Origin of the sequence: Paenarthrobacter sp. NPDC090520, assembly GCF_044769205.1 — a bacterium.
GTDB lineage: Bacteria > Actinomycetota > Actinomycetes > Actinomycetales > Micrococcaceae > Arthrobacter.
On the sequence record NZ_JBIVXM010000032.1, the window covers coordinates 1 to 24852 of the forward strand.

27 protein-coding genes are annotated in these 24852 nt (G+C 60.2%); all 27 read right to left on the reverse strand.

From position 1 onward, the window contains the following. Positions 1 to 486 precede the first annotated feature (486 nt). The 27 genes from ACIQTZ_RS22860 to ACIQTZ_RS22990 all read right to left on the reverse strand — a co-directional run bounded on the left by ACIQTZ_RS22860 (position 487) and on the right by ACIQTZ_RS22990 (position 23795). Positions 487 to 2715, reverse strand: coding sequence for a type IV secretory system conjugative DNA transfer family protein (locus tag ACIQTZ_RS22860; RefSeq protein WP_402984436.1), 2229 nt, complete (start codon positions 2713 to 2715; stop codon positions 487 to 489). Between the two features lie 109 nt (positions 2716 to 2824). Then, on the reverse strand, positions 2825 to 3544 hold the full coding sequence (locus ACIQTZ_RS22865; RefSeq protein WP_402984439.1) for a hypothetical protein: 720 nt from the start codon (positions 3542 to 3544) through the stop codon (positions 2825 to 2827). Between the two features lie 895 nt (positions 3545 to 4439). Continuing rightward, a complete protein-coding gene (locus ACIQTZ_RS22870; protein ID WP_402984441.1) occupies positions 4440 to 4748 on the reverse strand; it encodes a hypothetical protein in 309 nt (102 codons plus the stop codon). After that, a complete protein-coding gene (locus ACIQTZ_RS22875; protein ID WP_402984444.1) occupies positions 4741 to 5520 on the reverse strand; it encodes a ParA family protein in 780 nt (259 codons plus the stop codon). Before ACIQTZ_RS22875 ends, ACIQTZ_RS22870 begins: the two co-directional genes overlap by 8 nt. A gap of 60 nt (positions 5521 to 5580) precedes the next feature. Next, on the reverse strand, positions 5581 to 6918 hold the full coding sequence (locus tag ACIQTZ_RS22880; RefSeq protein WP_402984446.1) for a hypothetical protein: 1338 nt from the start codon (positions 6916 to 6918) through the stop codon (positions 5581 to 5583). 95 nt (positions 6919 to 7013) lie between these two features. Continuing rightward, positions 7014 to 8213 carry a CHAP domain-containing protein gene (locus ACIQTZ_RS22885; RefSeq protein WP_402984448.1) on the reverse strand — a complete coding sequence of 400 codons (1200 nt, stop codon included), beginning with the start codon at positions 8211 to 8213 and terminating at the stop codon, positions 7014 to 7016. Then, the gene (locus tag ACIQTZ_RS22890) at positions 8213 to 9025 is read right to left on the reverse strand and encodes a hypothetical protein (RefSeq protein WP_402984450.1); all 813 of its coding nucleotides are present in this window, start codon (positions 9023 to 9025) and stop codon (positions 8213 to 8215) included. Before ACIQTZ_RS22890 ends, ACIQTZ_RS22885 begins: the two co-directional genes overlap by 1 nt. Further along, on the reverse strand, positions 9018 to 11090 hold the full coding sequence (locus ACIQTZ_RS22895; protein WP_402984453.1) for a hypothetical protein: 2073 nt from the start codon (positions 11088 to 11090) through the stop codon (positions 9018 to 9020). The genes ACIQTZ_RS22890 and ACIQTZ_RS22895 overlap by 8 nt, the downstream gene beginning before the upstream one ends. Continuing rightward, positions 11090 to 11539: a hypothetical protein gene (locus ACIQTZ_RS22900; RefSeq protein ID WP_402984456.1), complete on the reverse strand. Its 450-nt coding sequence runs from the start codon at positions 11537 to 11539 to the stop codon at positions 11090 to 11092. Before ACIQTZ_RS22900 ends, ACIQTZ_RS22895 begins: the two co-directional genes overlap by 1 nt. Then, on the reverse strand, positions 11536 to 14160 hold the full coding sequence (locus ACIQTZ_RS22905; protein WP_402984459.1) for an ATP-binding protein: 2625 nt from the start codon (positions 14158 to 14160) through the stop codon (positions 11536 to 11538). Before ACIQTZ_RS22905 ends, ACIQTZ_RS22900 begins: the two co-directional genes overlap by 4 nt. Next, entirely contained in the window at positions 14157 to 14771 is a 615-nt protein-coding gene (locus ACIQTZ_RS22910) for a hypothetical protein (RefSeq protein WP_402984462.1), read from the reverse strand. The genes ACIQTZ_RS22905 and ACIQTZ_RS22910 overlap by 4 nt, the downstream gene beginning before the upstream one ends. Then, a complete protein-coding gene (locus tag ACIQTZ_RS22915) occupies positions 14771 to 15001 on the reverse strand; it encodes a hypothetical protein (RefSeq protein WP_402984465.1) in 231 nt (76 codons plus the stop codon). Before ACIQTZ_RS22915 ends, ACIQTZ_RS22910 begins: the two co-directional genes overlap by 1 nt. Before the next feature lie 12 nt (positions 15002 to 15013). After that, a complete protein-coding gene (locus ACIQTZ_RS22920) occupies positions 15014 to 16102 on the reverse strand; it encodes a conjugal transfer protein (protein WP_402984469.1) in 1089 nt (362 codons plus the stop codon). Positions 16103 to 16108: 6 nt separating this feature from the next. Next, positions 16109 to 16570 (reverse strand): single-stranded DNA-binding protein, encoded by a 462-nt coding sequence (locus ACIQTZ_RS22925; protein WP_402984471.1) that lies wholly within the window; start codon positions 16568 to 16570, stop codon positions 16109 to 16111. Positions 16571 to 16714: 144 nt separating this feature from the next. After that, a complete protein-coding gene (locus ACIQTZ_RS22930) occupies positions 16715 to 17035 on the reverse strand; it encodes a hypothetical protein (RefSeq protein WP_402984473.1) in 321 nt (106 codons plus the stop codon). Positions 17036 to 17096: 61 nt separating this feature from the next. Beyond that, on the reverse strand, positions 17097 to 17519 hold the full coding sequence (locus tag ACIQTZ_RS22935; RefSeq protein WP_402984475.1) for a hypothetical protein: 423 nt from the start codon (positions 17517 to 17519) through the stop codon (positions 17097 to 17099). An 819-nt stretch (positions 17520 to 18338) separates the two neighbouring features. Beyond that, positions 18339 to 18587: a hypothetical protein gene (locus tag ACIQTZ_RS22940; RefSeq protein ID WP_402984477.1), complete on the reverse strand. Its 249-nt coding sequence runs from the start codon at positions 18585 to 18587 to the stop codon at positions 18339 to 18341. Positions 18588 to 18650: 63 nt separating this feature from the next. After that, the gene (locus ACIQTZ_RS22945; protein ID WP_402984479.1) at positions 18651 to 19229 is read right to left on the reverse strand and encodes a recombinase family protein; all 579 of its coding nucleotides are present in this window, start codon (positions 19227 to 19229) and stop codon (positions 18651 to 18653) included. Positions 19230 to 19368: 139 nt separating this feature from the next. Further along, positions 19369 to 19974, reverse strand: coding sequence for a hypothetical protein (locus tag ACIQTZ_RS22950; RefSeq protein WP_402984482.1), 606 nt, complete (start codon positions 19972 to 19974; stop codon positions 19369 to 19371). 12 nt (positions 19975 to 19986) lie between these two features. After that, complete coding sequence (locus ACIQTZ_RS22955; protein WP_402984485.1) at positions 19987 to 20553, reverse strand: hypothetical protein; 567 nt, start codon at positions 20551 to 20553, stop codon at positions 19987 to 19989. Between the two features lie 57 nt (positions 20554 to 20610). Then, positions 20611 to 20976, reverse strand: coding sequence for a hypothetical protein (locus ACIQTZ_RS22960; RefSeq protein WP_402984487.1), 366 nt, complete (start codon positions 20974 to 20976; stop codon positions 20611 to 20613). A 215-nt stretch (positions 20977 to 21191) separates the two neighbouring features. Next, a complete protein-coding gene (locus ACIQTZ_RS22965; RefSeq protein ID WP_402984490.1) occupies positions 21192 to 21776 on the reverse strand; it encodes a hypothetical protein in 585 nt (194 codons plus the stop codon). A gap of 14 nt (positions 21777 to 21790) precedes the next feature. Then, on the reverse strand, positions 21791 to 22072 hold the full coding sequence (locus tag ACIQTZ_RS22970) for a hypothetical protein (protein WP_402984492.1): 282 nt from the start codon (positions 22070 to 22072) through the stop codon (positions 21791 to 21793). A gap of 49 nt (positions 22073 to 22121) precedes the next feature. Next, positions 22122 to 22322: a type II toxin-antitoxin system HicA family toxin gene (locus ACIQTZ_RS22975; protein WP_402984495.1), complete on the reverse strand. Its 201-nt coding sequence runs from the start codon at positions 22320 to 22322 to the stop codon at positions 22122 to 22124. A 52-nt stretch (positions 22323 to 22374) separates the two neighbouring features. After that, positions 22375 to 23013, reverse strand: a complete 639-nt coding sequence (locus tag ACIQTZ_RS22980; RefSeq protein WP_402984498.1) for a hypothetical protein — start codon at positions 23011 to 23013, stop codon at positions 22375 to 22377. Positions 23014 to 23330: 317 nt separating this feature from the next. After that, positions 23331 to 23561 carry a glutaredoxin-like protein NrdH gene (nrdH, locus tag ACIQTZ_RS22985; RefSeq protein ID WP_402984500.1) on the reverse strand — a complete coding sequence of 77 codons (231 nt, stop codon included), beginning with the start codon at positions 23559 to 23561 and terminating at the stop codon, positions 23331 to 23333. 12 nt (positions 23562 to 23573) lie between these two features. Continuing rightward, positions 23574 to 23795, reverse strand: coding sequence for a hypothetical protein (locus ACIQTZ_RS22990; RefSeq protein WP_402984501.1), 222 nt, complete (start codon positions 23793 to 23795; stop codon positions 23574 to 23576). Positions 23796 to 24852 lie beyond the last annotated feature (1057 nt).

Here is a 24852-nt window from a genome sequence, read left to right on the forward strand (position 1 = left end):
TGGCTGTGGTCACTCGTGAAGGACCAGTGCTAGCCCGAGCGAGCGCTAGCCAGGCGGCCCCGTGCACACCTCGTGCACGGGGCCGCTCTGCTCTTACATCTCATTGTTGACGGTCTTCCTTGCCACGTGTTCTTCCAGTTCTATGCAACGCACGGCAAGTTGTCCTGCCAGTTGTGCCAGCATCCGCCGGACAGGCGAGAACGTTCACGTCTACGACAATCAGCATGTACCTGAATATCGGTGGAGTTGCCGGCCGCAATCGGAGGCTGTGCATGAACGCCGGTCCCGGTGGTGAGTCTCGGCGCTCATGGTGCCCTGGCGTTTGTGTGCAGGCGGTCAGCTGGTCCCTGTCCTCCACATGTGTGCGGGAAAAGCCCGAAGGAGATAGCTTTTGCCGTGCCCATGTGGTGGAGAGGCTGGCTCCTGTCCAACGAAAAAGCGCTGCCCGGCAATGGGATACCGGACAGCGCTGATTCAGGCGTACAGCTAGCGTGGTTCCTCTACGGGAACGTAGCTGGACCAGTCATCATCTTCCCAGTCCTCTGCATCGTCGGCCGCCGGCACGGTCGGCGCGACTGGCTCTTTCTCCGGTCCAGCCTTCGCAGCTGACGCGGCCGGCCTGTCCTGCTTCGCGGCGGCGGCCGCCGCTGCCCAGACTGACACGGCAGGTTCGGTTTTCTCGACGCTGGCCGCTTCGGCCGGTTTCACCGGTTCCTTCTGGGGATCTTCCGGAGGCACCAGGACTTCCACCGGTTGTGGCTTGGCGTTTGTTCGTGCCGCAGCTGCTTCGCGGGCCTTCTTGGCGTCCTCGATGGGGTCACTCATCCGTAGTGCAACGCGGTGCTGCTCGCGGGGCGTTTTGGTCAGAATGATGGCTTCACCTGGCTGCAGCTGCTTGAACTCGTTTGGGTGAATCACGTAGGTATCGCCTTCACGGATGTTGCCCTGTCCGCTGGCGTGCGCCGTCGTGCCCAACAAGTCCTTTTCCTCGAACATCTGGAACGTCTCGATCATTGTCTTGGCCGTGCCGATGTTGTTGGCGTGGTCCTCCGCGTTGCGTTCCTGGTTGAAAAGGATCTTGACGTTGGCGTTGGTGTTCACATCTTCGAACATTTCGGCTTTGATGAGTGCCGCTTGGTCCTGCGTTGAGAGCGTCACGGCAAAGCCGTTGCTTCTGGCGCGGGCGTAGAGGTCGGCCACGAGCGAGCCACCGAGAGCGGAGAACTCGTCAACGGGGATCCAGAACATGCGGTTCTGCTTGCCGCGTATGTTCTGGTTCTCTTTGTGCCACACCTGACTGCCCAGTTCACCGATAGCGCTGGTGAGGTCTTGCAGCGCGAGGTTGGCCACATAGCGGGCTGCTTGGGCGTCCTGCATGGCGTCGAGGTTGAACAGCACCATGTCGCCGGCTTCAATGACCTGGCGTAGGTCCAAACCTTCGTCTGTTTCCATTAGGACGTTGCCGGCGGCGCCTTCGGCCACGTCGGCGAGACGGTTTCGCATGCCTGATGCGAATTTGAGAACGTCTTTATCTTCGGCGGCCTCCTTGGCGTATTCGGTGATCTGCCATTGCAGATCCGCGTCCAGGTGGTTGCTGTGTTCTTGCAGTACGCGCAGATTCATCAGATAGGCGAAGTGGGCGTAGTCCTGTTTCCAGGTGAATTTCTTGCCGCCTCGCATGTACGTGCGGGGCGGCCCATCTACCGGGTGCGCGAGCTGCATCATGGCTTTGGCCACGATCAGAGCGAACCTGGAGCCACCGCGGGCGTAGTGCGCTTCGGAGAATCCGCCATCGGCAGACTTCCGCTCGGCTTCAATCACGCGGTTACGGATCTGCTCTGCCGTGCCGTGCCGTAGCGGGTTGTACGCCTGGCCTTCGCCGTCCCGCCGGCCGTCCTCGGTCACGATGTAGAGCTTGCGGCCGGCCAGCTCCGCAACGGCCCTGGCCGCCTCCGTGATTTCCGGGTCTGGTTTCATCGTGATGAAAGCCATGCCGATTTTGAACTGCTGGGCCGCCGGCGCTTCGATCAGTCCGCGCATCAGCTCGATCAAGATTCGGGTCTTACCGAATCCGCTGGGCCCTTCGATGTATGACTGCCGCGCCATGGCGATGGCCGGCAGGTCGAACGGCTTACCAGTCATTTTGTCGCTGCCCAACCTCAGCATGAGGCCGTCCAGGCTTGTCACCACGTCGGCCCTGTTGCCAAAGGGCATCTTCGCCGCCAGGCTCAAGCCTTTGCCCTTGGCCGGCTCCTTGCCGTCAGTACCGGCGGCCGGTGCTTCCTGGGTCCAGCGCGGCATTGCGGCGTTCGTTTTGCGCAGCTCGTCCAGCTTCTTCGGCTCGACTTTCTCGCGCCAGGCGGCAGGGTCGAACTTCTTTCGCCAGGCTGCAATGGCAGAGGCAATGAGAGCGGCCGCTGGCACGGCGAACACCAGCTGAGCAAGTATCCATACCCACCAGTTGGCAACCACCAAATCAAGCACCGGTTGGACTGCCCGGCCCATCCCACCAGGCTGGAAAAGGCCGCCGGCATTCATGGCTGAATCGACGGCAGTGCGCACCAGCTCGACGTACGGTGTCACGTAAAGCGGCAGTGCCCTCGCGAACAGCAGAACGCCTGCCAGCACGACGGCGGCAGCCGCCACCAGCAATGCTGGTTTGATTTTCCGTTGCCGCACAGCAACCGGAATCAACACGAGGATAAGAATCGCCAAAAGCGGATTCGTGACCCTCAAAAACAGTTTTCCTGCCCTATTCCATGCTTGCAGTGCGGTCGTTGGAAGTGCTGGATCATCGAGCTTCCGCATCCGCATATTTGGTGAATTACTCATCAATCTCTCCCCCTCCGAGATTCCGGGTGGTGGCGGGCGCCCACTCCTTCACCCAAATTTTCTGTGGCCTGCCCGTTTCCTTCATCTTCTCATTGACTATGTTGGCTGCCCGCGACACCACAGAATAAGCATCAGGTAAACAGAAATACTGCACACCCTTTATTCTTTCGGAAAATGAATATGCCGCCATCAGCTTCTCCAGCCGTGCACCATGTTTGCGGGAGTATTCCAATTCAAAAGCCAAATGGTCACCGTTCGGAGTGATCGCCAGGAAGTCCGGGTAGATCCGTTCCGTCGTCTTACCCGCCAGCCGCTCCACCGCGTACAGCGGTTCCTTGTGCGTCACCTCCTGCTGGTTCACAGTGTCGGCCGCCCTCATCTCCCGTTCAGTAACGAACGTCCAATCAGGCTGCTTCGCCATCTGCTCCGTCGCCCACTGGACCACCAAATAGTCATGATGAAACTGGCCCAGCTTCGGCCCGATCACCGGCCCGGAAATTTCAACAAAACGCATCCCTTCACGCGTGAGAGACACCAGCGAGGGATACCCCACCAACAACCTGTCAGCGGTCAAGAGTTCATGCCCGCGCAGCGCCCGGATTCGACGCCTGACCACCTGGTCACTCATCCCCATGACCGGACCTATCTGCTCAATCGTGCAGAACGCCCACCGTCCCACAAACCGCAGCAGCTCCACGTCCCGTTCAGTCACTCTCCCCAGCGGCCGTACCGCCTTCGGCGTCCCCGTTTTCTGTGCCCCTGGCAACCCACTTAGCTGCACTTCCAACCTCCCCCAATCACGCCACTCAACCCCACTGCCGCCACTCCAACCTGACCTTCACTGACCACCTCGCCACGACTTCCAATATCCCCAATCCCTAAATCACTTCACCCATCCCAACCCAACCAACCTCTCAACTTTCACTACTTCTTCATTCATCTCAACTCACACACTCACTCACTTGTCCCACCCCCCACCCCATCTGTTTTCTGTAGACCGACACCACCCATGATCTGAGGGACGAGGAGCGTGGGTGGTGTCGGTCGTTAAGCGGAAAACTGTCTAGATGGGGTGGGGGGTGGGACGTACCACTCGAAGTACATCTTATGTTATAGCCAATGTTACATCTTTGCTCTTTGTTGTGGTTGGGTTCTTGCGCTCCTTCTTCGGGTTCCGGCTGCCCACAGCCGGGGACAATCCTGGTTGGGTTATCCACCGCTACCACTGCCAAGGGAGCTTTCCCGATGGCTCCCAGATCCAGCCGTGGATAACCCGGATTGCCCCCAACCGTGGACAGCTTGGCGATCATTCGCGGGTGCTAGTTGGAGCCGTGGTTACGGCGGCCTTGGAGAGTGGTTGCCTTCTGCGGCCGGCTTACCGGGCTGCCTGGCTGGCTTCTCTCAGCCGGGACGACACCGAGTCCGTCGTGGTCATTTGCAGGAGCGTGTGGAGCCTTGGTCTTGTGGTTGCTGAGGGTAGTTTTCCGTACCGCATCCTGGACTGGCGGCTGCTTCTCGTGCGGGGTTCTGCCTGTGCGTGGCCGGGCACGAAAAAGCGCCGGCAGCTACGGCCGCCGGCGCTTCCTGTTGTTGCTGTGTGGAGGCTGCTATTTGCCCTTGCCCCAGAAGTTGTTGACGGCCAGTTCCACGACTTCGCGGATACTGAATCCGCGTTCCTTGTTCACCTGGTCGATGAGTGCGCGGGTAGAGACGGAGACATACGTGGAGAGCGAACGGGTCTCTTCCTTCTCGGCCTTGATGGGCAGCCCGTCTGCCCCCAGGGTGATGCCGGGCGCGGCCGGCGCTTCGGTGGCTTTTGCCGCCGGCTGTCCCAGCTCGGCCGGGTGCACTCCGCTGTCCGCTGCCGGCCTCGGCTTGCTTCGCGGCGACTTTGAAAGATCCGGCCCGTCAGTCATTGTTGAATACCTTTCCTGCGATTTCCATGTATGCGTCTTTAAGTTTTGCTCCCTGGCGGAAGTCTCCGAACCACTCACCAGCTCGGCGGCATTTCCTGACGAATGGCTGGTGCGGGATCAACGGATAGAGAACAGTTCCCATTTCTTCCATGTCATCAATGGAGAACTTTTCAATATCATGGGTAACGGCCCCGTAATGATATTTACTGACGACAATCCCGGCCTCTGTGAGATGGTCCGGAACTCCCCTGTCAGCTTGGCTTTTCTTGAACCTTGCAACGCTTTCAGTGGCACTTTCCACTCCGGCTGCGCCGTCCTCGGTAGGATCTGCCGCATAAACGACGTGAGTTGAGGCCAATAATGCTGATCGCAGCAATAGACCGCCAGTTCTATTAGGGCAGTCGATCACCACACGCTCAGCTTTCAGTCCTGCCAGGGACCGCTTTAGGCGCAGCTCCATATCGTCCACGGCAGTCTTTTCCCGATGCTCCACTGCGGACTCCGAGGGGATCACTCGCAGCCTTGGGTGCCACGTCGATGGCACTGCCAGCTGTTCGGCCCAACCCTCCGAATCGGCCGCGTCAAGGATCGCGTTGACCGTCCATCCGGGTTCCTTCGGTTCTGTTCTGGTCCATGTGGACGCGGCCGCGCGTGGGTCCAGATCAATCAGCACTGTGTCGTCGCCGATCTCAGCTGAGGCCATGGCCAGCGAGACTGCCGATGTGGTTTTGGTGACTCCCCCGGCACCACTGAAAACGCTCAGGATTTGCATGAATTGAACCTATCTTGTTTTTGCACGGATGAGTGCTTGCATGCTCTCTTGCAAGCCGTGTTACAGGCCGTCCACGATGGCGGCTGTGGCGTGTAGGTAGGCTTCCTGGGTCTCGGGCATCAGGTTTTCGTAGATGATGTCTCCTCCGTCGTCCAAGGCTTCGTCATTGGGCACCACAACGATTTCCCGGACGTAGTGCGAGAAATGCGCCTTGGTGCGCTCCAGGCGCTCCTTGTTGGCTGCCACGCGGGCCGCCTTGTTCTTCGACGGTACGGGCGGCTGGGTAATGAGCAGCACGCCGTTGGAGAGCTTTTCCCCGTAACCCATCTGCACCAGCGTATCGACCGTTGAGGCCAGCGTCTTGGCCGAGTCCTCCTTGTTCATGGCGACGATCACGATTTCATCGGCAATCTCCACGGCAGCCTGCCAGGTGCCGGCGGTACTGGCGTTTCCGGTATCCACCGCCATCAGGTGGTAGAACTGCTTCAACACTCCATGCAGCTGCGTGAAAGCTGTTCCGTCAACGACTTCCTTATCCGCTGCTGTGTTCTGGCTGGCCAGGACGTGGAACTTGTTTTCTCCCTGGGCATGCACGTAATTCACCAGCTCGTGGGCGTTGCTTGGCGTAGCGAACCGGTCAATGTTGGCCAACAGGTCGATGGCCGTGTGGTCATGGTTTGCACGCATGGAACGGTCACCGAGAGTTCCCTTATTCTCGTTGTTGTCCCAGGCCAGGATGTTGCCGCCGCGTACACGGCCAAGGACGGCCGCCACCAGGTAGGTGATTGTGGTCTTACCTGCGCCACCTTTGAGGTTGATGTACACAACAGTTTTGTGACCGGCAAGCCCCCGCTGGATCGAGGCCCGCCAGTTGCGGCGTTGCAGTTCCTTGTCACCGGGTGCGATCCGGAGAGATCCACCGGAGAGGCCGTTGAGGACTCCTTGCCACCCTTCCTGCGCCGGGCCTACCGCCGCTTCGGGCCGGCTGGCTGCAAAGTCGGCGGCAGTGGGCCGGCTGGAGCGCCGCGTGGGTTGCTGCGGCTCCTGGAGCCCTTCTGTGGCCTCCTGAGTGACAGCTGGGGCCGCTGGCTTCTGCGGTTGCTCAACGGGCAGCTGGGCCGCCGGCTCCGGCTCCTGGGCGGGTTCCTGCTCCGGCACTACGGGCAGCTGTTCGACGTTTCCGGCGGGATCGACGGCAAGCTTCGTGACTCCGCTGGCGGCGTCCGTAACCGTGAGTTCGACGCTGCTGCCCTGCCCGGCTGCCAGTTCGGAAACGGCCCGGAGAAGAAAGATGCGCCCCTCTGCGGCGTCCCTGCCTTCCAGCCGTTCAATCCTGCCGTCCACGTTCAGGCGTACGTGCCCTTCGTCCGTGAGTTCGGCTGTTACTTGCTGTGCCATGTCCCCTCCTATGGTGTCTAAAACAACTCTACCATTCATGCTTGCAAGCATGAATGGTAGAGAGCATGCCATTTTGCATGCAATTGTTCTTGCTTCTAGTTTGCGGGCGGCAGAAGGAAGGCGTTGACTTCCTTTGCCTCCAACACGCGGCTGGAGAATTTGTGTCCTGGGGGTGCCAGGAAACTGTTGTTGTATTCGCTGATCAGCACCTTGCCGTCAGGTAGCACCTTCTCGACATAGGCCACGTGGCCGTACTCCCCGATCCCGGTTCCGCCGTTGGCTCCCCACCATGCAACTGCCCCAGCCTGGGGAATCTGCGATACGGGCCAGCCTCGGCCGGTCCAAGCGTTCTTCCAGTCCGCTCCATTGCCGTTCGCGAAATTGCCTCGCGCTGCGGAATACGTGAAGGGCGCGGCCGTGGACCCATGGTCACGGTTGAAGGCCCATGTAACCCAGCTCGTGCACTCCCCGTAGAAGTAGCCGTAGGGATCTGCCACATAGATGAACGGCCCCGGCGTGATGGCCTTGAACGGGTAGTCGTCCTTGGCATCACCAGTGACGGAGACGGTGCCTCCGCTGCATTCACCTGAGCTGTTGCCAGCTGCCGGCGCTCCTGGAGCTGCCACGGAGCCTGCACGGTTCACATCAATGCCGGCCTTGGCAATCAGCTGGTCGGCACGGTTGACGAACCTGCTGTAGTGGTTGGGGTCCGCGTTGCGCTGGACGGTGTGTATCGCTGCGCTTGGTTCCATCTGGTCCCAGCCGGTAACAGAAATCAGCCCGCCCTTGCGGTCGTGGCCGGGGCCGATCAAGAAACTGGTTGCTGCATACTCCGGTGTCATGACCTGTTCGCGGGTGCCCCATCCCAAGCTCCACTGCTGCTGAAACAGACCCAGAGAGGTGTTCATCGTGCCATCGGGGTTCCTTGCGTTGTCGCCATGGTCAAGGTTGATCAGGTCTGATTCACCCACGGCGGCAATGATGGCCACTCTTGTTGCTGACCCTGGCATGCCTGCCTTTCGGGCCGCTTCATCAATGGACTTGGCATTGGCCAACTGTTGGGCCAGCAAATCTCCAGTTGGCAGCGGGCCGCCGCCGCTTGTTCCTGGCAGAGTGCATTCCGGCCCGGTCGTTGCGTTGGCCTTGATCTGCCCGCCCATGACGGGAGCCAGGACCATTAGGAAGAAGCCGGCGACACTGGCCAGGACGAGGACGATTACAACGACTTTGAGGCGAAGCGCCCGGAAGGCCACGGCCGTGGCGACCTTCCGGGCAACGTCGTTCATGCCAGCCATCAGCGAACCGTCCAGAACTTCTGCACGGCGTCAGTGACTTGCCAGCCTTTCTCCCCCAAATAGGACGTGACCGTATAGGTCAGGACCGTCGTGGAACCATCGTGAGACTGCACGGGCACCTCGACACTTCTGGTCCACCGTGTGGGAGTATCAACAGGTTCCCCCTTGGGTGCTGGCAGGACTTTTACCTCGAGCACGCTCGTAGGTTCTTTCCCTGCCAGCGGGTCTTTTCCATGAAACGCCAGACCGTCCAGAATGGGGACCAGTTCAGTTGCCGTGTAGGGGCCGATGTACTCCTGCCATTGCGTTGATTCACCAGCTGGACGGGACAGGTAGCCCTTTGCCCATGCCTTCGCCACTTCCTCCGCGTTCTGCGGGTTAGCGGTGACCGGCGCGGGCGCGGGAATCTTTACCGGCTGAAACGTCTTGGCTGGCTGAGCCGGGACGGCTGCCTGGCTGCTGTCCCCCATTCCCAAACTGGGGCTGGCTGACGGCTGCCCCGGCTCTCCTGTGGCTCCTGGCTTCATGATGCCCACTGTCTCGGCTTCTTTGCCGCCGTTCATAGTGACGGCAAACCAGCCAATCCCAAAGATGATGGCCAGGATTGCCACGACGCCCAGAATCCGGGCACCGGGACTGATCCGCTCCTTGTACACGGATTCCTGCCACTGGTCGCGCCGTTCCTTGCGGGCGGTTTTCCGCTCATCACGGCGGTCCCTGCGCTTTGGCTTCGTGCGGCCAGGCGTGTCTTCGGCTGCGGCTTCCTGGCTGCTCAGCTCGTCAAAGTCCGCCCATTCATCTTTCTCAGCCACGGTTTCCCCCTCGTTCTCGTCGCGTGGTTGCCGGCGGCTGCTGCCGCGCTGGCTGCGCGGGCTTCTGCTGGGCCTGCGTTGACGCTTGCCGTGACCTTGCGGGCTGCTGTGCAGGGGCCGGCATGCGGTACGGCGTCGAGGCTGCCTGCCGGTGTGTCGGCGTTGCCGCTGTCCGCGCCGTTGATGCTGAGCTACGCGGTGAAGGACTCAGGAGCGCACGGCTTGGCGGGCGGTATCCCGCCGGAGCTGCTGCCGAGCTGGAAGGCCCGGATGGAGCTACGGGCCGTGCCCCTGGGCGGCTGTTGCGTCGTGGTGCGGGTTCTTCTACGGGACGGCCAGGCCCGCGTGATCCTCCGGGCCGTGTCGTGCCTGTCGGGTGCGTGGAGCCGGTAGGTTGCACCGGACCTGTGGCCGGCTGCATAGATCCCCTTGACTGAGTAGGAACAGCCGGGCGGTACGGCGGGCGTCCGCCGAATCCTCCGCCGGGTCCGCCGCCGCCTCGTGGACTGCTGGGTCCCGTTCCACGGCCGCCGTAGCCGCCGCCTGACGGGTTCTCCGACAATTGGTTTTTGTAGTACCGGCCGGCCCGTCCGAATCCGCGGGTAAGGCGTGAGGCTCCGCGCATGGTGCCTTTGACACCTTTGCCGACTGCTCGTGAGGCCAGATAGCCGATGGCGGCGGCGCGGGTCGCGTTGGGGTTGTAGGCATCCACAATGCCCTCCAGCTGGCCACGAAGCTTGAACGCGGCCGCGATCAGCACCAGCGCCAGGGCGCTGGCGGCACCCCATCCGTACTGGCCGGTCAGGGCAAAGACCGCCGTTAGGAACATCATCACCACCGTGAAGGTCAGCGTGGCTGTCACGCTGGTCATGATGCTGCCCAAGAGGGTATCGAACCAGCGGGAACCCCATTGCCGGGGCCGGCCAGGAATGATCCAGAGCATGGCGAAGAATACGCCGGCCACCAGCAGCATGAAGGCCATGGCCAGGGAAACCAACGCGGCATAGCCCAGGCTGAGCAACATGATGCAGAAGATGGCCGCGACGACGATGGCGATCGACAGGATGCCGAGACGTTCGGCGTACCGTTCGCCTTTGACCCACTGCGACGTCGGCGCTTCCTTGCTGCCCTCAGTCGGCTTGTTCTGAGGATTGTTCTCGCCGTAGATGATGGGTTTGATGTAGTCGTTCTTGCGCTTCTCCACGTCCCCGCCCATGGCGAGCATGTCCGGGGCGTAGCGCTTGCAAGCCTCCAGGCTGCCGTAGTTGGCCGTGCACCATGGCGTCACCAGCAGGTTGCGCCACAGGGAATCGCCGGATTTCCGCAACACATTCTGCGTGGGCGTGCCCGTGAAGGTCGCCTGCTTTGGTGCTGCAAAGGGAATTTCCTGCTGGGCGGTGATCAGGGGATCAGCCATGGACGAAACGGCTGTGGTTCCTACGGTGCGCACGTCGTCAACGGTTTTAACCCACATGGGGGCGCTGGTCGTCAGACTGATGGTGAAAACGCCGGCCACCAGGAACCAAGCAATCTGGTTGTAATTGTGCGTGCCGTCCCGTTGCCGCATGGCGTAGGTGACAGCCGCGCCGATGGCCACGGCCGAAGGAAACAGCCAGGCCATCATTCCTGCCGATGCGCCGCTGATCAGGGCCGCCGTGTTGTTTGACAGTGCCTCGATCTTGGTAAAGGAGAACAGCCAGTAGATCAGGGCAACAGCCATGTACACGAGTGTTTTGAGCAGGAAAAAGAGCAACTGGCAGATGCCGAACATGACATTCTGCACCACGTCTTGGCCTGATAGCTCGCTGTCGAGTTGCCAGGCGTCCAGCGGGTATGACTCCAGCATGGTCCGTTCCTGGCCCTGTGCCAGGTCAGGCATCACTATGAGGTCACCAAAGCCCACTGGCGTGGTTTGTCCGTCGGCCGCTACAGCGGCCGCGCTGCCCAGGAACATGACGGCGACGAATACCCAGATGAACGTCTTGACGCGGCGTTTGGTGAACCGGGAGCAGAGGAACTGCCAGGACTTGTAGTAGAGCGTCTTACGCCAGATCCGGGCCAGCATCAGCAGGTTCCCAGCGTTTTGCAGACCCGCTGCGGGTCCGTCGCATCCTTGGATTCAAGCTGGTTGTATTCGGTCATTTTCCATTCACCGTCAACCTGTTCCATGCCGTAAATCCAAGTCACTTTCGGCGCGTTGGTTTTCTGGAACTGGACACTGACGCCGTAGCCGCTCTTCCACGTCTCACTGCCTGTGACGTGGGGTTCCTCGGTGTAGGTTTCCTGGCCGGTAACTTTGGCGGCGGCCGCCAGGCACTCGTCCAAGTCCTTGCCGGTTTTGCTGGCGTCGAGCCGGCATCGGTCCTCTGCGCTGCCGTTCTGGAATTTCAGGGCTGCTTGTTCTGCCTGGGATTTTGGATCCGCGCTGTTCTGCGGTGCCTGTGGGGTGGTGCCACAGGCAGCCAGGGCAGCCACGGCCAGCAGGATTACAGCGGTTCGCGTCAAGTTCTTCATGAGACCATCTCCAGTTGCTCGTCCAGGTCGGCGTCTGTGTCGTCGGCCCCGTATTGCTGATCGGCATTGGTGTTAAGCAGAGCTTGGACTTCCGCGTTGGGGAAGTCATATTGCACCGTGCCCACGCGGCCCCGGTAATCCATGGCAAGGCAGTGGCCCTTGCGGATGCCGTCCTCAGCTGAGGGATCAACCCCGAGAGAGCGGATGGTTGGCCCGATGGAATCGGGGTCTTTCTGCAGAAGCGCTGCGGCTGCTTCGACTTCCGGGCGGGAGGACAGCTGGAAGATCCGCAAGGCCGAAAGCTGTTCGACAATGCCGGGGATCATGCTGATTCCTTGGGCGTCCTGGCTGTCGAGCAGCAGGGATGCGTTATTGGCGCGGCCGACGCGGGCCAGGGTGTCCAGGAATGCTACGCCGTCTCCGACCTTCAAGAGGTGGTGCACTTCCGGGATGGCCACGACTTTGGGCATGAATCGAAGCCGCTGCTTCGTGGTCATTTTGATGGTGTTGGCCAGGAATCCGCGCAGGACTGCCATGGACAGTTTGTGTTCCGGGGTCCATTCATCGACGGGCTTGGTGTCCGCCGGCAAGCGAAGGCCAGGGAACTGGTACACCCAGAGTCCTGGTTCCTCCGTGAAGATGCGCAGGCCGTTGGGCTTGCCCAACGTCAGCCTTCCCAGCGGCAGCTGGGCCAGCTTCGTCAGGTACCGGCCTAGTTTGGCTGCATCTTCGTTCGTGCTGCCCATCAGCAGCTCGATCACGGCATGCGTGGTCGGGTAGGGCTGGGCTGCCACCGCCGTGGCAGCGTCCAGAGCTGCTTCATCGGCAATGTTCCGCAGGTTAGCCGGCGCCAACAGCACCAGTTGGCCGGCGACTGCCTGGGCAGCTTCGAAAGGATCATCCATGGCCAGGAACAGATCCGCCGCGCCTTCGTAGCGCTGCGTTACGCGGAGCAGTTCAGACTTGATGCCGTACCGTTTAGCGGCACCCACGAGGCCGCTGGTGTCGCCCTTGGTGTCCAGAAGCGTCTGCCATACCCCGTAGCCCGAAAGATCCAAGCCCTGTTCAACGAGTTCGGCCAGGCGTTCTGGCTTGTTGAAGGCTTTAGGGCCGAGAGTTGCGACGCTGAGCATATCCAAGCAAATGGAGTTGGTCTTGCCCATGCCGGACTTGCCGATGTAGGCGCTCGTGGTTGCGATTCCAAGGCTTGCGGCCCTGGCGATATTGGATCGGAAAACACCTGGCGTTGATCCGGTCAGGAACCCGGTGACTGGTCCTACCGCGTCGCCTACTTTGGACCCTCCCCAGAAGAAGGAACCGAAGAACTGCACGTCGTCCTGCACGTGGCCAAGGTCCACTACGCGCAGGCCGTCGCCCATGAGTGATTCCAGGAACAAGTCCCTTTGTTCATCCACTCCAACGACGGCGCGGATACCAATGCCGGCGTAGTAGGAAATGACCGCCTGAGTGTTGGCGTCGAGTTCTTCCAGGTCGCGGCCCTTCACAACTACGCGCGGGTGTGCCTCCACCAGCCGCATTCCCTCATGCTGAATGCTGTTGACGGCGTCCTCAGCCACGTACTCGGCTTCCAGCACGTCCGGCGGTGTGTCGCCGGCTGAGTTCTTCTCGGCGCTCCGGCGCTGCTCCTTGGCCGTTTTACGTGCTTCGTCGGCCCGCTTCCTGGCCTCGGTCTTGGGCATGATGCGGAAACGGATGCTGGCGTCAACAATGACAGGAATGACTCGGCCAGCAAGTGGCTTGCCGTCCGCGCTCAGATCCTCGCTCTGGTCGATGCGAGTGATCTGGGAGAGATTCTTAAGCCACTCTCCATGGCCAGGGACGCGCATTTCCTCGGGGAAGTCCGAGAGCGTCAGGACACTGCCGAACGCTACGGTTTCGCCCATGTTGCCTTTGAATTCCAGGAAGTCCTCATGCGGGATGATCTTGGAGCTTGCCAGGTCAAAGAGCTGGGCACCACGGATGAATCCCCGGCGCTTTACGGCCTCTTTCTCGCGGTGGCTTTCACGGCCGATGGCCCATGCGATCTGTTCGGCCGTGGCGAGCTTAGCGGCCCAGCGTGTGTTGGCCAGGGATTGTTGCAGCTGCCTGGCGATACCGAAGTATCCGAGCAGTTGCGCTTCCGTGACGGAGTTGGAGGACAGCCCGGACCAGTCAGCCGCCTTTTTGCGAACCTCTGCAACGGCTTCCTGTTCCCGGTCCACGATCTGTATGCCTAAGAGGATGTGCCGCTCTGGCATTTCGAGAAAGTCGATTCGGTCGGCTCGTTCGTCAATGACCATGGCCCCGTCCCCGGAACCGCCTTCGATGAGTTCAGCCGATGAGTCGCGGTAGTCGTCGCCGCTGATCCTGCCCCACAGGACTTTGAGGTGGCAGTTGGAGCCTTCCAGAATGTCTCCGGCGTCCGCAATGATGGAATCCAGGTTCTCTAGGATTTCTTCGTTGGAAACGTGGTCTGTGTTGGAAGTTTCCAACGACAGCCATGCCTCGGCCTTGGTGGCTGTTACCAGCAGGCCGTCTGAGATTGCTTCGTAGTGGGGCGGCGGCTTCAACCGCTGGTCCCCCAGACCTAGGTTGTTCAGGAGCCACTTTGAGATCTTCATGGCTTTTGTCCTTTCCGCCGCCGCGCTGCTCGCTTGGCGATGATTTCGTGCATGTAGTCAGCGCCGAAAATCTTGATGTCTGACTGGGCCAGCACAATTGGTTTGCCGACTGGCCCGCTGTAGCCGGCTGTTGTGTGCCGGACTTTATGGGCCGGTAGCGGCTTTAGCTGGAGCAGTCGCATGATGCCCATAAGTGCTGGTCGTAGAAGTGGATGAACGGCAAGGGCGTCGACTTTCAGCCGCTCGCGCCAGGTGATTCGTTCTCCCGCAAAGGCGACTCTGTGACCCATGTTGATGATGGGTCGGTGCCCGCTGATCATAAAGAGGACCGACAGGAGCCAGCTGGAAACGCGCATGCGTCGCGGTTGGCGAGGGTCCATCTGCACACCCAGAGCAATAAAGAGCCCTGGCGGAATCAGGTAGAGCGAAGCCGTGTACATGTTGGGCGCTCCCAAAATCGGGATCATTGCCGCTATCCAGATGGCTGCCACGCCTATGCCCAAGCGCAAATGCTGCCGCTTGGCCCCTTCGCCCAGGTCGTAGCCCAGCAGTTCGTGCTGCCGGGTCTCGATGTTGAACGCCTTTGTGTACGTCCGGCCGATGCGCTGCATTAGGCCACCGGCGTCCCACTGATTTGGCCCCAGATCCACTTAAAGACGTTGATCGAGGAATCAGTGAAGTAGATGAAGCCCACCAGCACGACGGCTGCCAGGACGTTGGTGATCAGCTCTCCGTATTCCTTTTTGGCGTAGGCACCCAGTGAACGGAAGATGAAGATGATGATGAAGATGTTGCCGGCCGCCACCAGAATGGCGTCCTTGATCAGTGTGAAATCCAGCATGGTTCCTTCTCCTTAGTTCCCGCCGAGCAGCTGCGAAATCTGCCACCGCTCGGCCCCAGCTCCGGTGACCTTGGTCAAGGTCACCGTGAATGATTGTTCGATAGTTGACGCACCCATGGCCCAGCGCACTGTGGCACTGGCACGCCGGTTATCACCGCCATCCCGGTAGACGGTCCAGCCAGTGAGGTCTTTGAATTCCACTGCGCCGTTCAGCCCGGCAATATGGGCGTTCGGTGCTGCAATGGCGCTGGTGTCCTTGTCTTGGGCGTAGAGCGTGAAGAACTGCTTGGCGTAGTCCTTCGTCGTCCCTGTCAGGTCCGCGTCCTCCGTGCCGCTCTCGGACTTGTTGAGTTTGCCCGGTGCCGGCAAAGCCACTGTTCCTGGCCGGCCTGTGACTACGGCACGGCCGTCGATCATTTGCACGGGGACTTCCAGGGCCAGGGTTCTGGAGCCGCCGGGCACCCATTCCTTGGCGTTGGCGGCGGCGCGGGTATAGGGGACGACTTTCACAGCCACGGTGATGGTGGCCTGGTTCTCGTCTTTGACCCGTGTTCCCACGACGTAAGGACTCATGGCGGCCTGCTTGCCTTTACCGTCCCAGCCTGCCGCTGTGCCTTCTCCCCCGTTAGCCAGATCAAGAGCCAGGGCAGCAGACCTGGCGGCCCCTGCGTCCTCGTCCCATGTGAAGTAGTTGACCGCGAAACGCTCGGCCACTCCCCCCGCTGCGGCGTAGGGGAACATCACGGACGCGGGGACGGCGTCCCCGGCCCGTCCTTGTGCTGGCGTAAACCAGCTGCGGACTCCGGTGATAACCGCGAAGCCCAAGACAAGTACCAGGATTGTGCGGAAGATCCGCTTCCAGGCCGTAGCGGTCCTGTTCCTCTCGGTCATTTGCCATGCGCTGGACGGTGTTGTTGCCAGCTGGTCTTTTTGCTGGCTGACAGCCTGCGCGGCGGCGGCCCAAGGATCTGGTGCGGCTGCGGCCGGCGGTGCCGGCTGGTGTCGCGGTTCCAGCGTGCCCGGTTCAGGCATGTTGAGAACGTGAATCCAGAAGACCCGGCCTGCCTTGGTGCGGCAGAGCCTTTCTCCAAACTTTTGCATGATGTCCTATTCGAAAGGGTTCTCTGTTTCCGGCTCCTTGAAGCCTGAACCGGATTCGGCTGGCTTTTCCTGAACTTCCCGGCCCTGCGCGGGAGTTGCGCTCTCGGCGCGGCGCTCGATGCGTTGCACTCCGGAAACGTCCGCGTAGGCCATATCCGGGGCAATGGTGTCCGCAACAAAGTAGTTGCGTGTCCGCTTCTTGCCCTCAACCTCAAATGTGCTGCTGCGCCACTTGCCAACCACGATCACCGGATCGCCGGACTTAAACAGTTCGGCCGCGCGGGAGGCCAAGCCGCGCCAAAGTTCGGTGTTCAGCCAGAACGTCTCACGGTCGTGCTGCTGGCCGTCGCTGTCTACGTAGCTATCGTTTACCGCGATGCGGATTTTTAGGTAAGGCACGTTGCTGCCTTTGGTGGTTTCAAGAACCACGGCGCTTCCGATATTGCCCCTGTAATGCTGACTATCCACGATGGATCCCCCTCCTTGTCGATAAGCCCATTCTACCAGAATGCATGCATGAAATCGAGCAAGGTTGCAAGCAAGCTAGCAATTAATTTTGCATGAAAGTTAGCAAGCTAACTTAGAAGCTACTTTGCATGCATCTATGCATGCTTACTTGCTTGCAACGTGTACCGCTGCCCCCAAGGCCGCATGCAGCTCTGCTACGCGCTGGGGATTATGCGTGTACTGGACCCGCTGGCCGCTCTTTGCTTCGGGGGGATCTGCGGTCACGGCTCCGTGCTTCACGAGTACCACAAGCGAAGATTGCACGGTAGTCACACCGATGGGGGAGATGGCCTTGACTATCTGACCTCGCGTAGCTGGTCCGTTTTCTGCCAGGTACGCCAGGATGGCCACGCGCACTTGGGTTCCCAGAACCTCAATGGCTGCGTTCACGATGGCATCCGCTATCACCTGGACAAATTTGGGCATAGGCCAAATTATGCCAGCGCTGCTGCTTTGAGCCGTTCATGGCAATAGCATAGCGGTTTATTTATGCGGTCGCTTTGGTGGTCCTAGCTGTCTCATACTCGGCGGCGAATCGCTCACGCCAGCTCACCCGTGGAGCTGTCTGGATTGGTGCCGGCGCAGCGGCCCTTGCTGCGGCCGCGTGTGCTGAGGCTAGACGAGCTGCACGGTCTTGCGCCGCTTTTTCTTTGGAGGCCACGTGGCCGGCTACTTGCTCGGGCGTGATGCGGCCAAGCAGGAAACGGAAGTAGGCCAGAGGGTTGTTCAGTTGCTCGGGTGCGGCCCACCCGGCAACGGTGGCGTACATGGCAGTCACAACGTCGTGGGCTGTCCAGTGAGCTGGGGTTATCCCTGCATCCTCCAGAGCCGCGCAAATGTGCCAGGTACGCACGGTCTTGGTTCGTAGGAACGTTGCCTGGTTCATGATTTTGGCGGCAAGCCGCTGCATTGGCAGATCCCAGCTCGGCCGTGAACCCTCTTTCGTCCGGGGCTTCCTTGCCGGACGCGCGTTAGCGCGTTCTTGGTGAGTAGAACTTAAGTCTCTTTTAGTAGAGGAAGAACCTCTACGAGGTAGGTGGCCGATCATTTCTACAGCGAACTTAGGCATAGTGAACACACGGGTCGATGCCTTACGGCGCTGTCCTGGACGGCCGCCGTTCCCTCCATGGGCAAGGGCCGCCGCCAGGCGTTCTGTCTTGGTGAGGTAGCGGCCTTCGTCTACGACTACCTGGAAGCCCAGCAGGCGCAGAATGTCACGGGCCTTCCTGTAAGTCCGGGGACGCCGAACAAGGCCGTAGAACCGGGCCATGCGGCGTGCTGCGGTGCTGTGGGAGGTTTGCACGTTGCGGCCGGTTGCTGAATCCGCGGTGGCCGCATCCGTCCTGGCAGCAGCCATGCACATGGACAGCGATACCTCATATTTGCGTCTCAGCTCCAGTCCTTTGGGGCTGAGCAGCGCCAAATTGATGGCCGTAAGGCATTGGTCCCGGCTCGTCCAGCAGGGCACTTGCGTGGCGGCCGTGGCCGTGAGGACTCCTGAGAAGTCATGGCTCGGAACGATTGTCCACAGATAGCCGTCCTGTGACTTGACAGCGGGTTGGGAAACGCCCGCGATTCCTGTTGATGCGCAGAGCTGTTGTGTTAAACTCAAAGAGCTTCCTCACTTGAAAAGGGTGTAGCAAATCGAGTCAGCTACCTTGCCGCCAAGCTGTCGGTAACTGACTTCGGGACTTATCAGGCCCCCTCGCAAGAGGGGGCCTTTCTCGTTTTAAGAAACTTCTGGGAGTGCCTCCTGCGTGGCCTGGGGCTGCGGAAGCTCGCCGGATTCATGCACGGCCGTCAACCACGCACCAACTGTCTCTGAGAGATAGCGGCCTGGCTTCCAGCCATGGCCGTCCAGTTTGGTGAGCTGACGCAGCACCTCTACTTCGGCGTCGCTAAGCTTCACGTTCAACGTGTTCTTGCGATCCTGGCGCGGCGTCGGAGGCCGGCCCACCACAAGCTTCTCAATGGCCATGCCTTCATCCTTGCGTTAAAACTATTTTTTTAGAACGGCATCGGTGGCGTGTCGCTGAACTATTTAAGCGGCCGCTTGAAGCGGGGCTTCTTCACGCACCAACTTGGCCGCCGTTGTGCGGCTTACTCCAAGGCTCCGGCCTATGTCCGTAAAGGTCTTGCCCTCTGCGTGGAGCTGCCGGGCCAGCTGCCGGCGTTCGTCTGTCATGACCGTTGGCCGGCCACCAACGCGGCCATGAGCGCGTGCGTGTGCAAGGCCGGCTTTGGTGTTCTCTCGGATCGTGTCTATCCGGAGCTGGGCGAATACGGCCACGATTCCAAAGAAGGCTTTTCCCATGGGGCTGGTGGTGTCCACGACTGGCTCTGTCAGTGAGCGAATGTTGATACCGCGTTCCTCCAGCTCGGTGATCATCTGGAATAGGTGCCATTCCCCGCTGAGCCTGTCCAGGCGATGCACCAACAGCGTGTCCCCGTCTCGCATGTAGTCCAGGCACGCCAGCCACTGCGGTCTGTCCCTGACGCGGCTGGAGTCGCCGTGATCCACGAACACACGGCCAGCGCCGGCTTTCCTCAGCTCGTGTTCCTGGTACTGCGGGTTCTGGTCCTTGGTGGACACGCGTGCGTAGCCAATGAGGTTTGTCATGGTCCCATGGTGCCGCCGCAAAACGGTGCTGCCTGGTTTATTGCGTCAAAGCTATTTTGCGGCGTTTCTTTGCGCTCCCTGCCCGCAACATGACAAGGGCCGGGCAAAGTACCCGGCCCTGCGCCGTAAATCGGCCGTTTTAGCTCGCCGCGTCTTTGTCCAGGCAGTCCGAGCTGTAGAAAGGGCGCGTGGCTTGCTCTGCTACCAGCGTTCCAAGACACTCGTTGTATGCCTCATGGATACCGTCCTCGGGCCAGGGCTTACTCTCGATGCTGAACGCTTCCAGATCCAGTTGGCCGGACTCCACCAGTTCCTTGGCCACGGATTTATGTGTCCAGATCATGATCTGTGTTTCTTCCGTGCCGGGTTCGCCGGCCAGGATCACTGAATAGTTCACTCCGTCGACTGAGGGCACGCCGTTCCCGTCCTGCGGCTGGCGCGTGTTTATCATGCCAATCATGCTCGCCATGGTGTGATGCAGCCCCGTGTGGAAGAGTCCGCGTGGATCAGTCGTTGAAAGGCTGTTCTCGCTCAATTGGATGCCGGCTGGCTGTTCTCCTGCTTCTTCCAGCTCCAGCAGATTTTTCAGGTACGGGACGCGGCCAATGATGTGCTCCCGTACCTCGCGGGCAGCGATCTTGCCTGTTCCCTTGACCAGCGTGTAGCCGTCGCAAAGGTCTCCATCTGGAGTGATCTGTTCTGCCACTTCTTCGATGAAAATGTCATGAAATCGGATTGGTGCCATGTTCCGGTTCTCCTACCTTCGTTGTGTGGATGCGGTTAGTCCGAGTACCAAGGCACCCAACACTGCCAGGGAAAGAAACTGAGCCACTGGCATTGGTATGGAGGCCGCCACGCGGGTGACGAATTCACCAACGCCGTTCATGACGGCCCCAGCTGTGATGATCAGGGCCGGCGCTGCTGTCACCAAGGCATAGCCGGTGTGCCAGTCATAATCTCCGTATCCTTTCCGAAAGCGGCTAGACCAGTACCAAGAGACGCCTGCCACGGCCAACGCTCCTAGGAACGTCCAGGCGGCTCCTTCGCCGGTTTCGTGGTGCCGCATGAGGATGCCTGATCCCCACCACCCGAAAACGATAGCGACGATCCCCCCGATGACTACGCCAAATTGGGCCCATCCGCGTTTTGCGCCGGTCAGTTCTTCTGTCACGGCCGCGTACAGCGGCAAGACAGTGCCGAGCGCCAGACCGCATCCAAGAAAGACCAGCCAGGCTATGGGCCATGCCCACCAATCCCACCCGGCTTCATAGAACTTGGGTATGTCGTTATTTGCGGCGGCCGCTATGGCCAAAACTGATTTCATCGTGTCCCCCTCATGATGAGTTCTGCCGGATATCGTGTGGCGTCAGGCCGTGTGGATCTACCTTCTGACTTCGGGAAATGCCTTCATGGCGTCTACCCAGGACATGCCCAGCACTCCGCCTATCTCGTGCCAGTCCTGGCCCTTGTATCGTGCGAGGCGAACGGCGGCCACAAGTTCGCGGCGTGCCTGAGCGGCCCGCTCTGCTTTTTCCTTGATCAGATTCAATGGATCGTCCATATGGAATCCGTAGCCAAACATTTCTTCGTCGTCACGGTCCTCAAAGGCTTCTCCCAGGAGCTTGTACGACGACACCAGTTCAGACATTTGGTCTGCTGAGAGGTTGTCGAAGTCGTTGGTGTCCGTTGGCCCGGTGTACGGGTGCGGCCTCATGCTGGCTTCCTGTTCTTCGTCGTCGTCACTCATGGCATGTTCTTAGTCTTTCGCTCCGCTGTGCAGCATTGCCCAGACGAAATAGACCAGCACGAGGCTGCCCAGTAATCCGAGTATTGGGCCGGTTGTCCAATCCATCGTTCCCCCCTCAATCCTTCGGCCTCACGGTACCGCCCGCCCATGACAGTTTGGACTTTGCTAGCTTGCAAGCATGCTGGCTCGGTTGCAAGCAAGCTGACGGAAAAACACTAGGGGCGCCTGACTTCGTCAGCGCGGGTCACGACGTCGGCGGTTTCGATTTCGCCCATTTCAACCACTGCATAGCCCGTTTCCGCGTAGACGGAGTTCTCTGGCTCGTGCTTGAGTACCTGGTCGAGCGCGTCGGTGTCGATTTCCCCGATGTGGACGAGTTGCACGGTTTCTGATCCGGCTTCTTCGCGCGTCTCTGCTCTGTGTTTGAGTATCTGGGCGATGCGTTGGAAGGTGTAGCCGGTGACGGCTGCAATGTCCTTTAGCGTCCAGCCGTTGGCCTTCAGCGTGTGGGCGAGCTCTGCTAATTTGTCCGCCGCGGTTGCTTCGGCGGTAGTTACCTGGGCTTTGGCCTCGTGCCACTGGCGGTCAATCACGGCGGCGGCCTCAGGAAGCCGGTAGGTAATGTTCACCCTCACAGCTTCCTGGGGGACGTTTAGAACGATCGCGGCCAGATCAGCGGCCATGCCGGGCACGGATTCCACCGTTTTAGCCTGGCTGAGTCCGTCAATCTCGGGGATGGAAATCATCCACCACTTACCTTCCTTGTAGGCCGTGGCCTCCAAGGTGCGGGGGTTGTCCATGGGGGTTCTTCTTTCTAGACGTGGTCGAGCGTGTAAATGCCGTGTGCGCGGAGTGCATCGGAAAACGCCGTTTCAAACTGGGCCGGGGTGATCTTCTTTAGAAGCCTTCCGGCTTCGTCGTAGACGCCGAGCTTGTAAGTGGTGTTCTCCCCTGCGCGCCAGTAGAACGTCACCGAGCCGGGATTCTCGGGGTTACGCGGTGCATCATCATCGAATTCGAATGCTCGCACCTCGTGCAGGTTGACTACCTGCATAACCCGAGTGTTGCTGTTGCTCTTGAAGAGTTTGAGGAACATGCTGTGAGTCCTTTCGGTGGGAGGCCCTTCCGGGCCTCCCGTGGTTGGTCTATTTCCAGTTCGGCGGAACGTCTGACAGCTTCTTGGCCAGCTTACGGATCACGCCCGGGCTGATTTCGTTGTGCCGGGGAATCGGCTCACCCTGGCCGTCCGGCCCTTCCCACCATTCGTGGCCTCCGGTGGTGCGGACCAACTGCCAGCCGTTGGCTTTCAGCACCTTCAGTACGTCCCGCTTCTTCTGTGCTTTCATAACTCTATTCTAACTGAATTTGAATGTAAAGTTCAATTCTTATTAGAACTTTTTAACCGTTTTCTTCGGCTTCAAAGGGAGCGTTGCAGATGCCACAGACAATCTCGCCCATTTCGTACACGGTGGCAGAGACGCGGATTTTGCGGCCGCACTCACACACGGCGGCAAGTCCGTTGTTGTTGTTGGTGCGCCCGGTATCCGCTGCGCGTCCCTCGCTCTTGCGGTAGACCGAGAGCGCGGCGTCAATGCTGGCGATCACGCGGGCGTAGCGCTTGGCTGTGGCGTCGGGAACGGTGGTTGCTGACCAGCCGATGTTTCCGGCTTCCTCGATCACGAGGCCGAATTCTTCGCCCAGTGCCTTGAATTTGCGGTTGTGGTAGCGGCCCTGGCGGCTGGTGTCCTGGATGTTGCGGACCTGGGCCGCTCCGTGGGCTGCCTCGTGCAGAAGCGTGCCCATGACGGCGCGGCCGCCGCGCTGCAAGCCTTCCCCGCCTACAAAGAGTTCGTGCACTTCGGTGTCCGCCTGAATCCAGCGGTTAGGCGCAAAGTGGCCGAGGGTGAGGCCGGCCCCTGAACCGGAGCCGGCCCCCATTGTCACGACAACATGGGGCACGTCCACGTGTACCGCCTGGATCGCTGCCCAAGCCTGTTCGATTGCCTTCACCAGTTTGCCCGATGCCGTGCTGCTCATCTCTGCATCCTTTCCTATTGTCACGTACGTGTCAAAAATTCGAGTTTGAAAAAGGGGGGTTTAGAACAAGGTGCCTTGCACTGGCCCTGCTGGGTGCTGGCTTTCCAGATGTTCCACGAGTTGGGCCGCTACGTCCTCGGGAGTCGGCCCCCAAAAGCGTGGGCTGTGCGCCCAGTGACAGACGGTGCAATCCGAGTGCCAGTGTGTGCGCCAGTCCGGGCAGCCTTCCAGCGGGAAAGGCCCGGAGCAGCACCAGGATGTTGAGTCAATCCGCCCTCGCCCCTCGATCACCTGGTCCTGTTCGGTGGTCAGTGCCATTACGCTTCCTTTCCCGTGAGTGCTTCGATCTTGTCGGGGCGGAATCCTGACCAGTGGTCGTTGTCGGTCACGACTACGGGGGCTTGTAGGTAGCCCATGGCTTTGAGCCGTTCCAAGGCTTCCGCGTCCTGCGTGATATCCACGCTGCGGTAGCTCACCCCTTTCTTCTCCAAGGCCCGATACGTGGCGTTGCACTGCACGCATGCTGGCTTTGTGTAGACCGTGACCATGGTTCTTGCTCCTTACTTGGTGGCGGGCTTGTAAAGGCGACCCGTGGCGGTATCCACGTAGACTGTGCTGCGCTCAACCTGAGTGACCTTGGCAATGTCGCCGCTGCTGATGGTGTCCGTAGCCGTGATCCAGTTCTTGGCGTCATGGTTCTCGCGGCTGGTGTCGCGGATCGCTGCCAAGTAGTTGCCGGCCGCTGCACGTACGCGCTGGGTGGTGGTGAGAAGTGCTGACATGGTGTTCCTCCTGGTTGGTGTTCTTGCCTTCCTGATGTATTTATTCTAACACCATTTGAACTAAAACTTCTAGTCTGAATAGAACTTTTTTGAGGATTCTTTTGGCGGTGATCGTCGCCCGCCCCCTGCTGTGGTCATCGCCGCCAGTAGCTCGCTGGTAGCCCCCTGAGCGCCTTGGAAGCTGCCACGCTGCCGCTGGTGCCTCCAGCTTCCGCCCTGGACCCCGCGCTTCCGATGTGTGTTGTCACGGCTGAAAGAAAGCCAGCCAGGTTGTGGGGTGGGTCGCCGGAGTTCGTGTTGGACCATGGGGGACTGTGGCGTTTGCCTGTCGGGGCGTTTGCTACGGTGGGCCTGTCCTGAATCCCCCAAGTTGCAAGGACATACGAAAGGAGGGGACCCATCGGGTCCCCTCCTTTCGCCGTCTAAGTGCCCAGCTTCGAAGACTCGGTGAACGTGGAGCATTGGCCGCTGCAAGTCCGCGCGGAGGTACATCGCCGACGCTGACGACAGTTCTTGTGTGCGGGTAATCCACATGTACCGGCGTTGGGCATCGTGGTCATGAGTGACGATCTGTCCAGCCGCTAGAGGCGTAACGACTACGAGAGGGTGGCCAGCGGCCCTGTGGAAACCTGCGTGAGAGACAGCAACAGAAAAAAGAGGCACGAACTGCCACTAGAATGCTGGTATCAGGTTCTTAAAGAGAAAACCCGGCCCTGGCAGGCCGGGATCTCTTGAAGAGTTTGGTCAATCGGCGGGGCCGAATGAGCACTTTTCCTCGATGTTTGAACACTTCAAGACTAGTTCTCATCAGCCCATTTTCCTAACTATGGTTGGGAAAATGGGCTACCCCGCCTCCATTTCCATACCGGAGGTACAACATGGGTACACGTAAGCAGGGACAAGCCTGGACCATTATGGGCTGCGTCATTGGGGCGACACGTTTGATCGTGGAGCTTGCCAAATGGCTGTGGTCACTCGTGAAGGACCAGTGCTAGCCCGAGCGAGCGCTAGCCAGGCGGCCCCGTGCACACCTCGTGCACGGGGCCGCTCTGCTCTT

Excerpts from the sequence above, each read along its gene's own strand:
- ACIQTZ_RS22870 (WP_402984441.1), bottom strand. The coding sequence starts at position 4,748 with ATGACTGACGGGCCGGATCTTTCAAAGTCGCCGCGAAGCAAGCCGAGG.
- ACIQTZ_RS22875 (WP_402984444.1), bottom strand. The coding sequence starts at position 5,520 with ATGCAAATCCTGAGCGTTTTCAGTGGTGCCGGGGGAGTCACCAAAACC.
- ACIQTZ_RS22880 (WP_402984446.1), bottom strand. The coding sequence starts at position 6,918 with ATGGCACAGCAAGTAACAGCCGAACTCACGGACGAAGGGCACGTACGC.
- ACIQTZ_RS22885 (WP_402984448.1), bottom strand. The coding sequence starts at position 8,213 with ATGGCTGGCATGAACGACGTTGCCCGGAAGGTCGCCACGGCCGTGGCC.
- ACIQTZ_RS22895 (WP_402984453.1), bottom strand. The coding sequence starts at position 11,090 with ATGCTGGCCCGGATCTGGCGTAAGACGCTCTACTACAAGTCCTGGCAG.
- ACIQTZ_RS22900 (WP_402984456.1), bottom strand. The coding sequence starts at position 11,539 with ATGAAGAACTTGACGCGAACCGCTGTAATCCTGCTGGCCGTGGCTGCC.
- ACIQTZ_RS22905 (WP_402984459.1), bottom strand. The coding sequence starts at position 14,160 with ATGAAGATCTCAAAGTGGCTCCTGAACAACCTAGGTCTGGGGGACCAG.
- ACIQTZ_RS22910 (WP_402984462.1), bottom strand. The coding sequence starts at position 14,771 with ATGCAGCGCATCGGCCGGACGTACACAAAGGCGTTCAACATCGAGACC.
- ACIQTZ_RS22915 (WP_402984465.1), bottom strand. The coding sequence starts at position 15,001 with ATGCTGGATTTCACACTGATCAAGGACGCCATTCTGGTGGCGGCCGGC.
- ACIQTZ_RS22920 (WP_402984469.1), bottom strand. The coding sequence starts at position 16,102 with ATGCAAAAGTTTGGAGAAAGGCTCTGCCGCACCAAGGCAGGCCGGGTC.
- ACIQTZ_RS22930 (WP_402984473.1), bottom strand. The coding sequence starts at position 17,035 with ATGCCCAAATTTGTCCAGGTGATAGCGGATGCCATCGTGAACGCAGCC.
- ACIQTZ_RS22935 (WP_402984475.1), bottom strand. The coding sequence starts at position 17,519 with ATGCAGCGGCTTGCCGCCAAAATCATGAACCAGGCAACGTTCCTACGA.
- ACIQTZ_RS22940 (WP_402984477.1), bottom strand. The coding sequence starts at position 18,587 with ATGGCCATTGAGAAGCTTGTGGTGGGCCGGCCTCCGACGCCGCGCCAG.
- ACIQTZ_RS22945 (WP_402984479.1), bottom strand. The coding sequence starts at position 19,229 with ATGACAAACCTCATTGGCTACGCACGCGTGTCCACCAAGGACCAGAAC.
- ACIQTZ_RS22950 (WP_402984482.1), bottom strand. The coding sequence starts at position 19,974 with ATGGCACCAATCCGATTTCATGACATTTTCATCGAAGAAGTGGCAGAA.
- ACIQTZ_RS22955 (WP_402984485.1), bottom strand. The coding sequence starts at position 20,553 with ATGAAATCAGTTTTGGCCATAGCGGCCGCCGCAAATAACGACATACCC.
- ACIQTZ_RS22960 (WP_402984487.1), bottom strand. The coding sequence starts at position 20,976 with ATGAGTGACGACGACGAAGAACAGGAAGCCAGCATGAGGCCGCACCCG.
- ACIQTZ_RS22965 (WP_402984490.1), bottom strand. The coding sequence starts at position 21,776 with ATGGACAACCCCCGCACCTTGGAGGCCACGGCCTACAAGGAAGGTAAG.
- ACIQTZ_RS22970 (WP_402984492.1), bottom strand. The coding sequence starts at position 22,072 with ATGTTCCTCAAACTCTTCAAGAGCAACAGCAACACTCGGGTTATGCAG.
- ACIQTZ_RS22975 (WP_402984495.1), bottom strand. The coding sequence starts at position 22,322 with ATGAAAGCACAGAAGAAGCGGGACGTACTGAAGGTGCTGAAAGCCAAC.
- ACIQTZ_RS22980 (WP_402984498.1), bottom strand. The coding sequence starts at position 23,013 with ATGAGCAGCACGGCATCGGGCAAACTGGTGAAGGCAATCGAACAGGCT.
- nrdH (WP_402984500.1), bottom strand. The coding sequence starts at position 23,561 with ATGGTCACGGTCTACACAAAGCCAGCATGCGTGCAGTGCAACGCCACG.
- ACIQTZ_RS22990 (WP_402984501.1), bottom strand. The coding sequence starts at position 23,795 with ATGTCAGCACTTCTCACCACCACCCAGCGCGTACGTGCAGCGGCCGGC.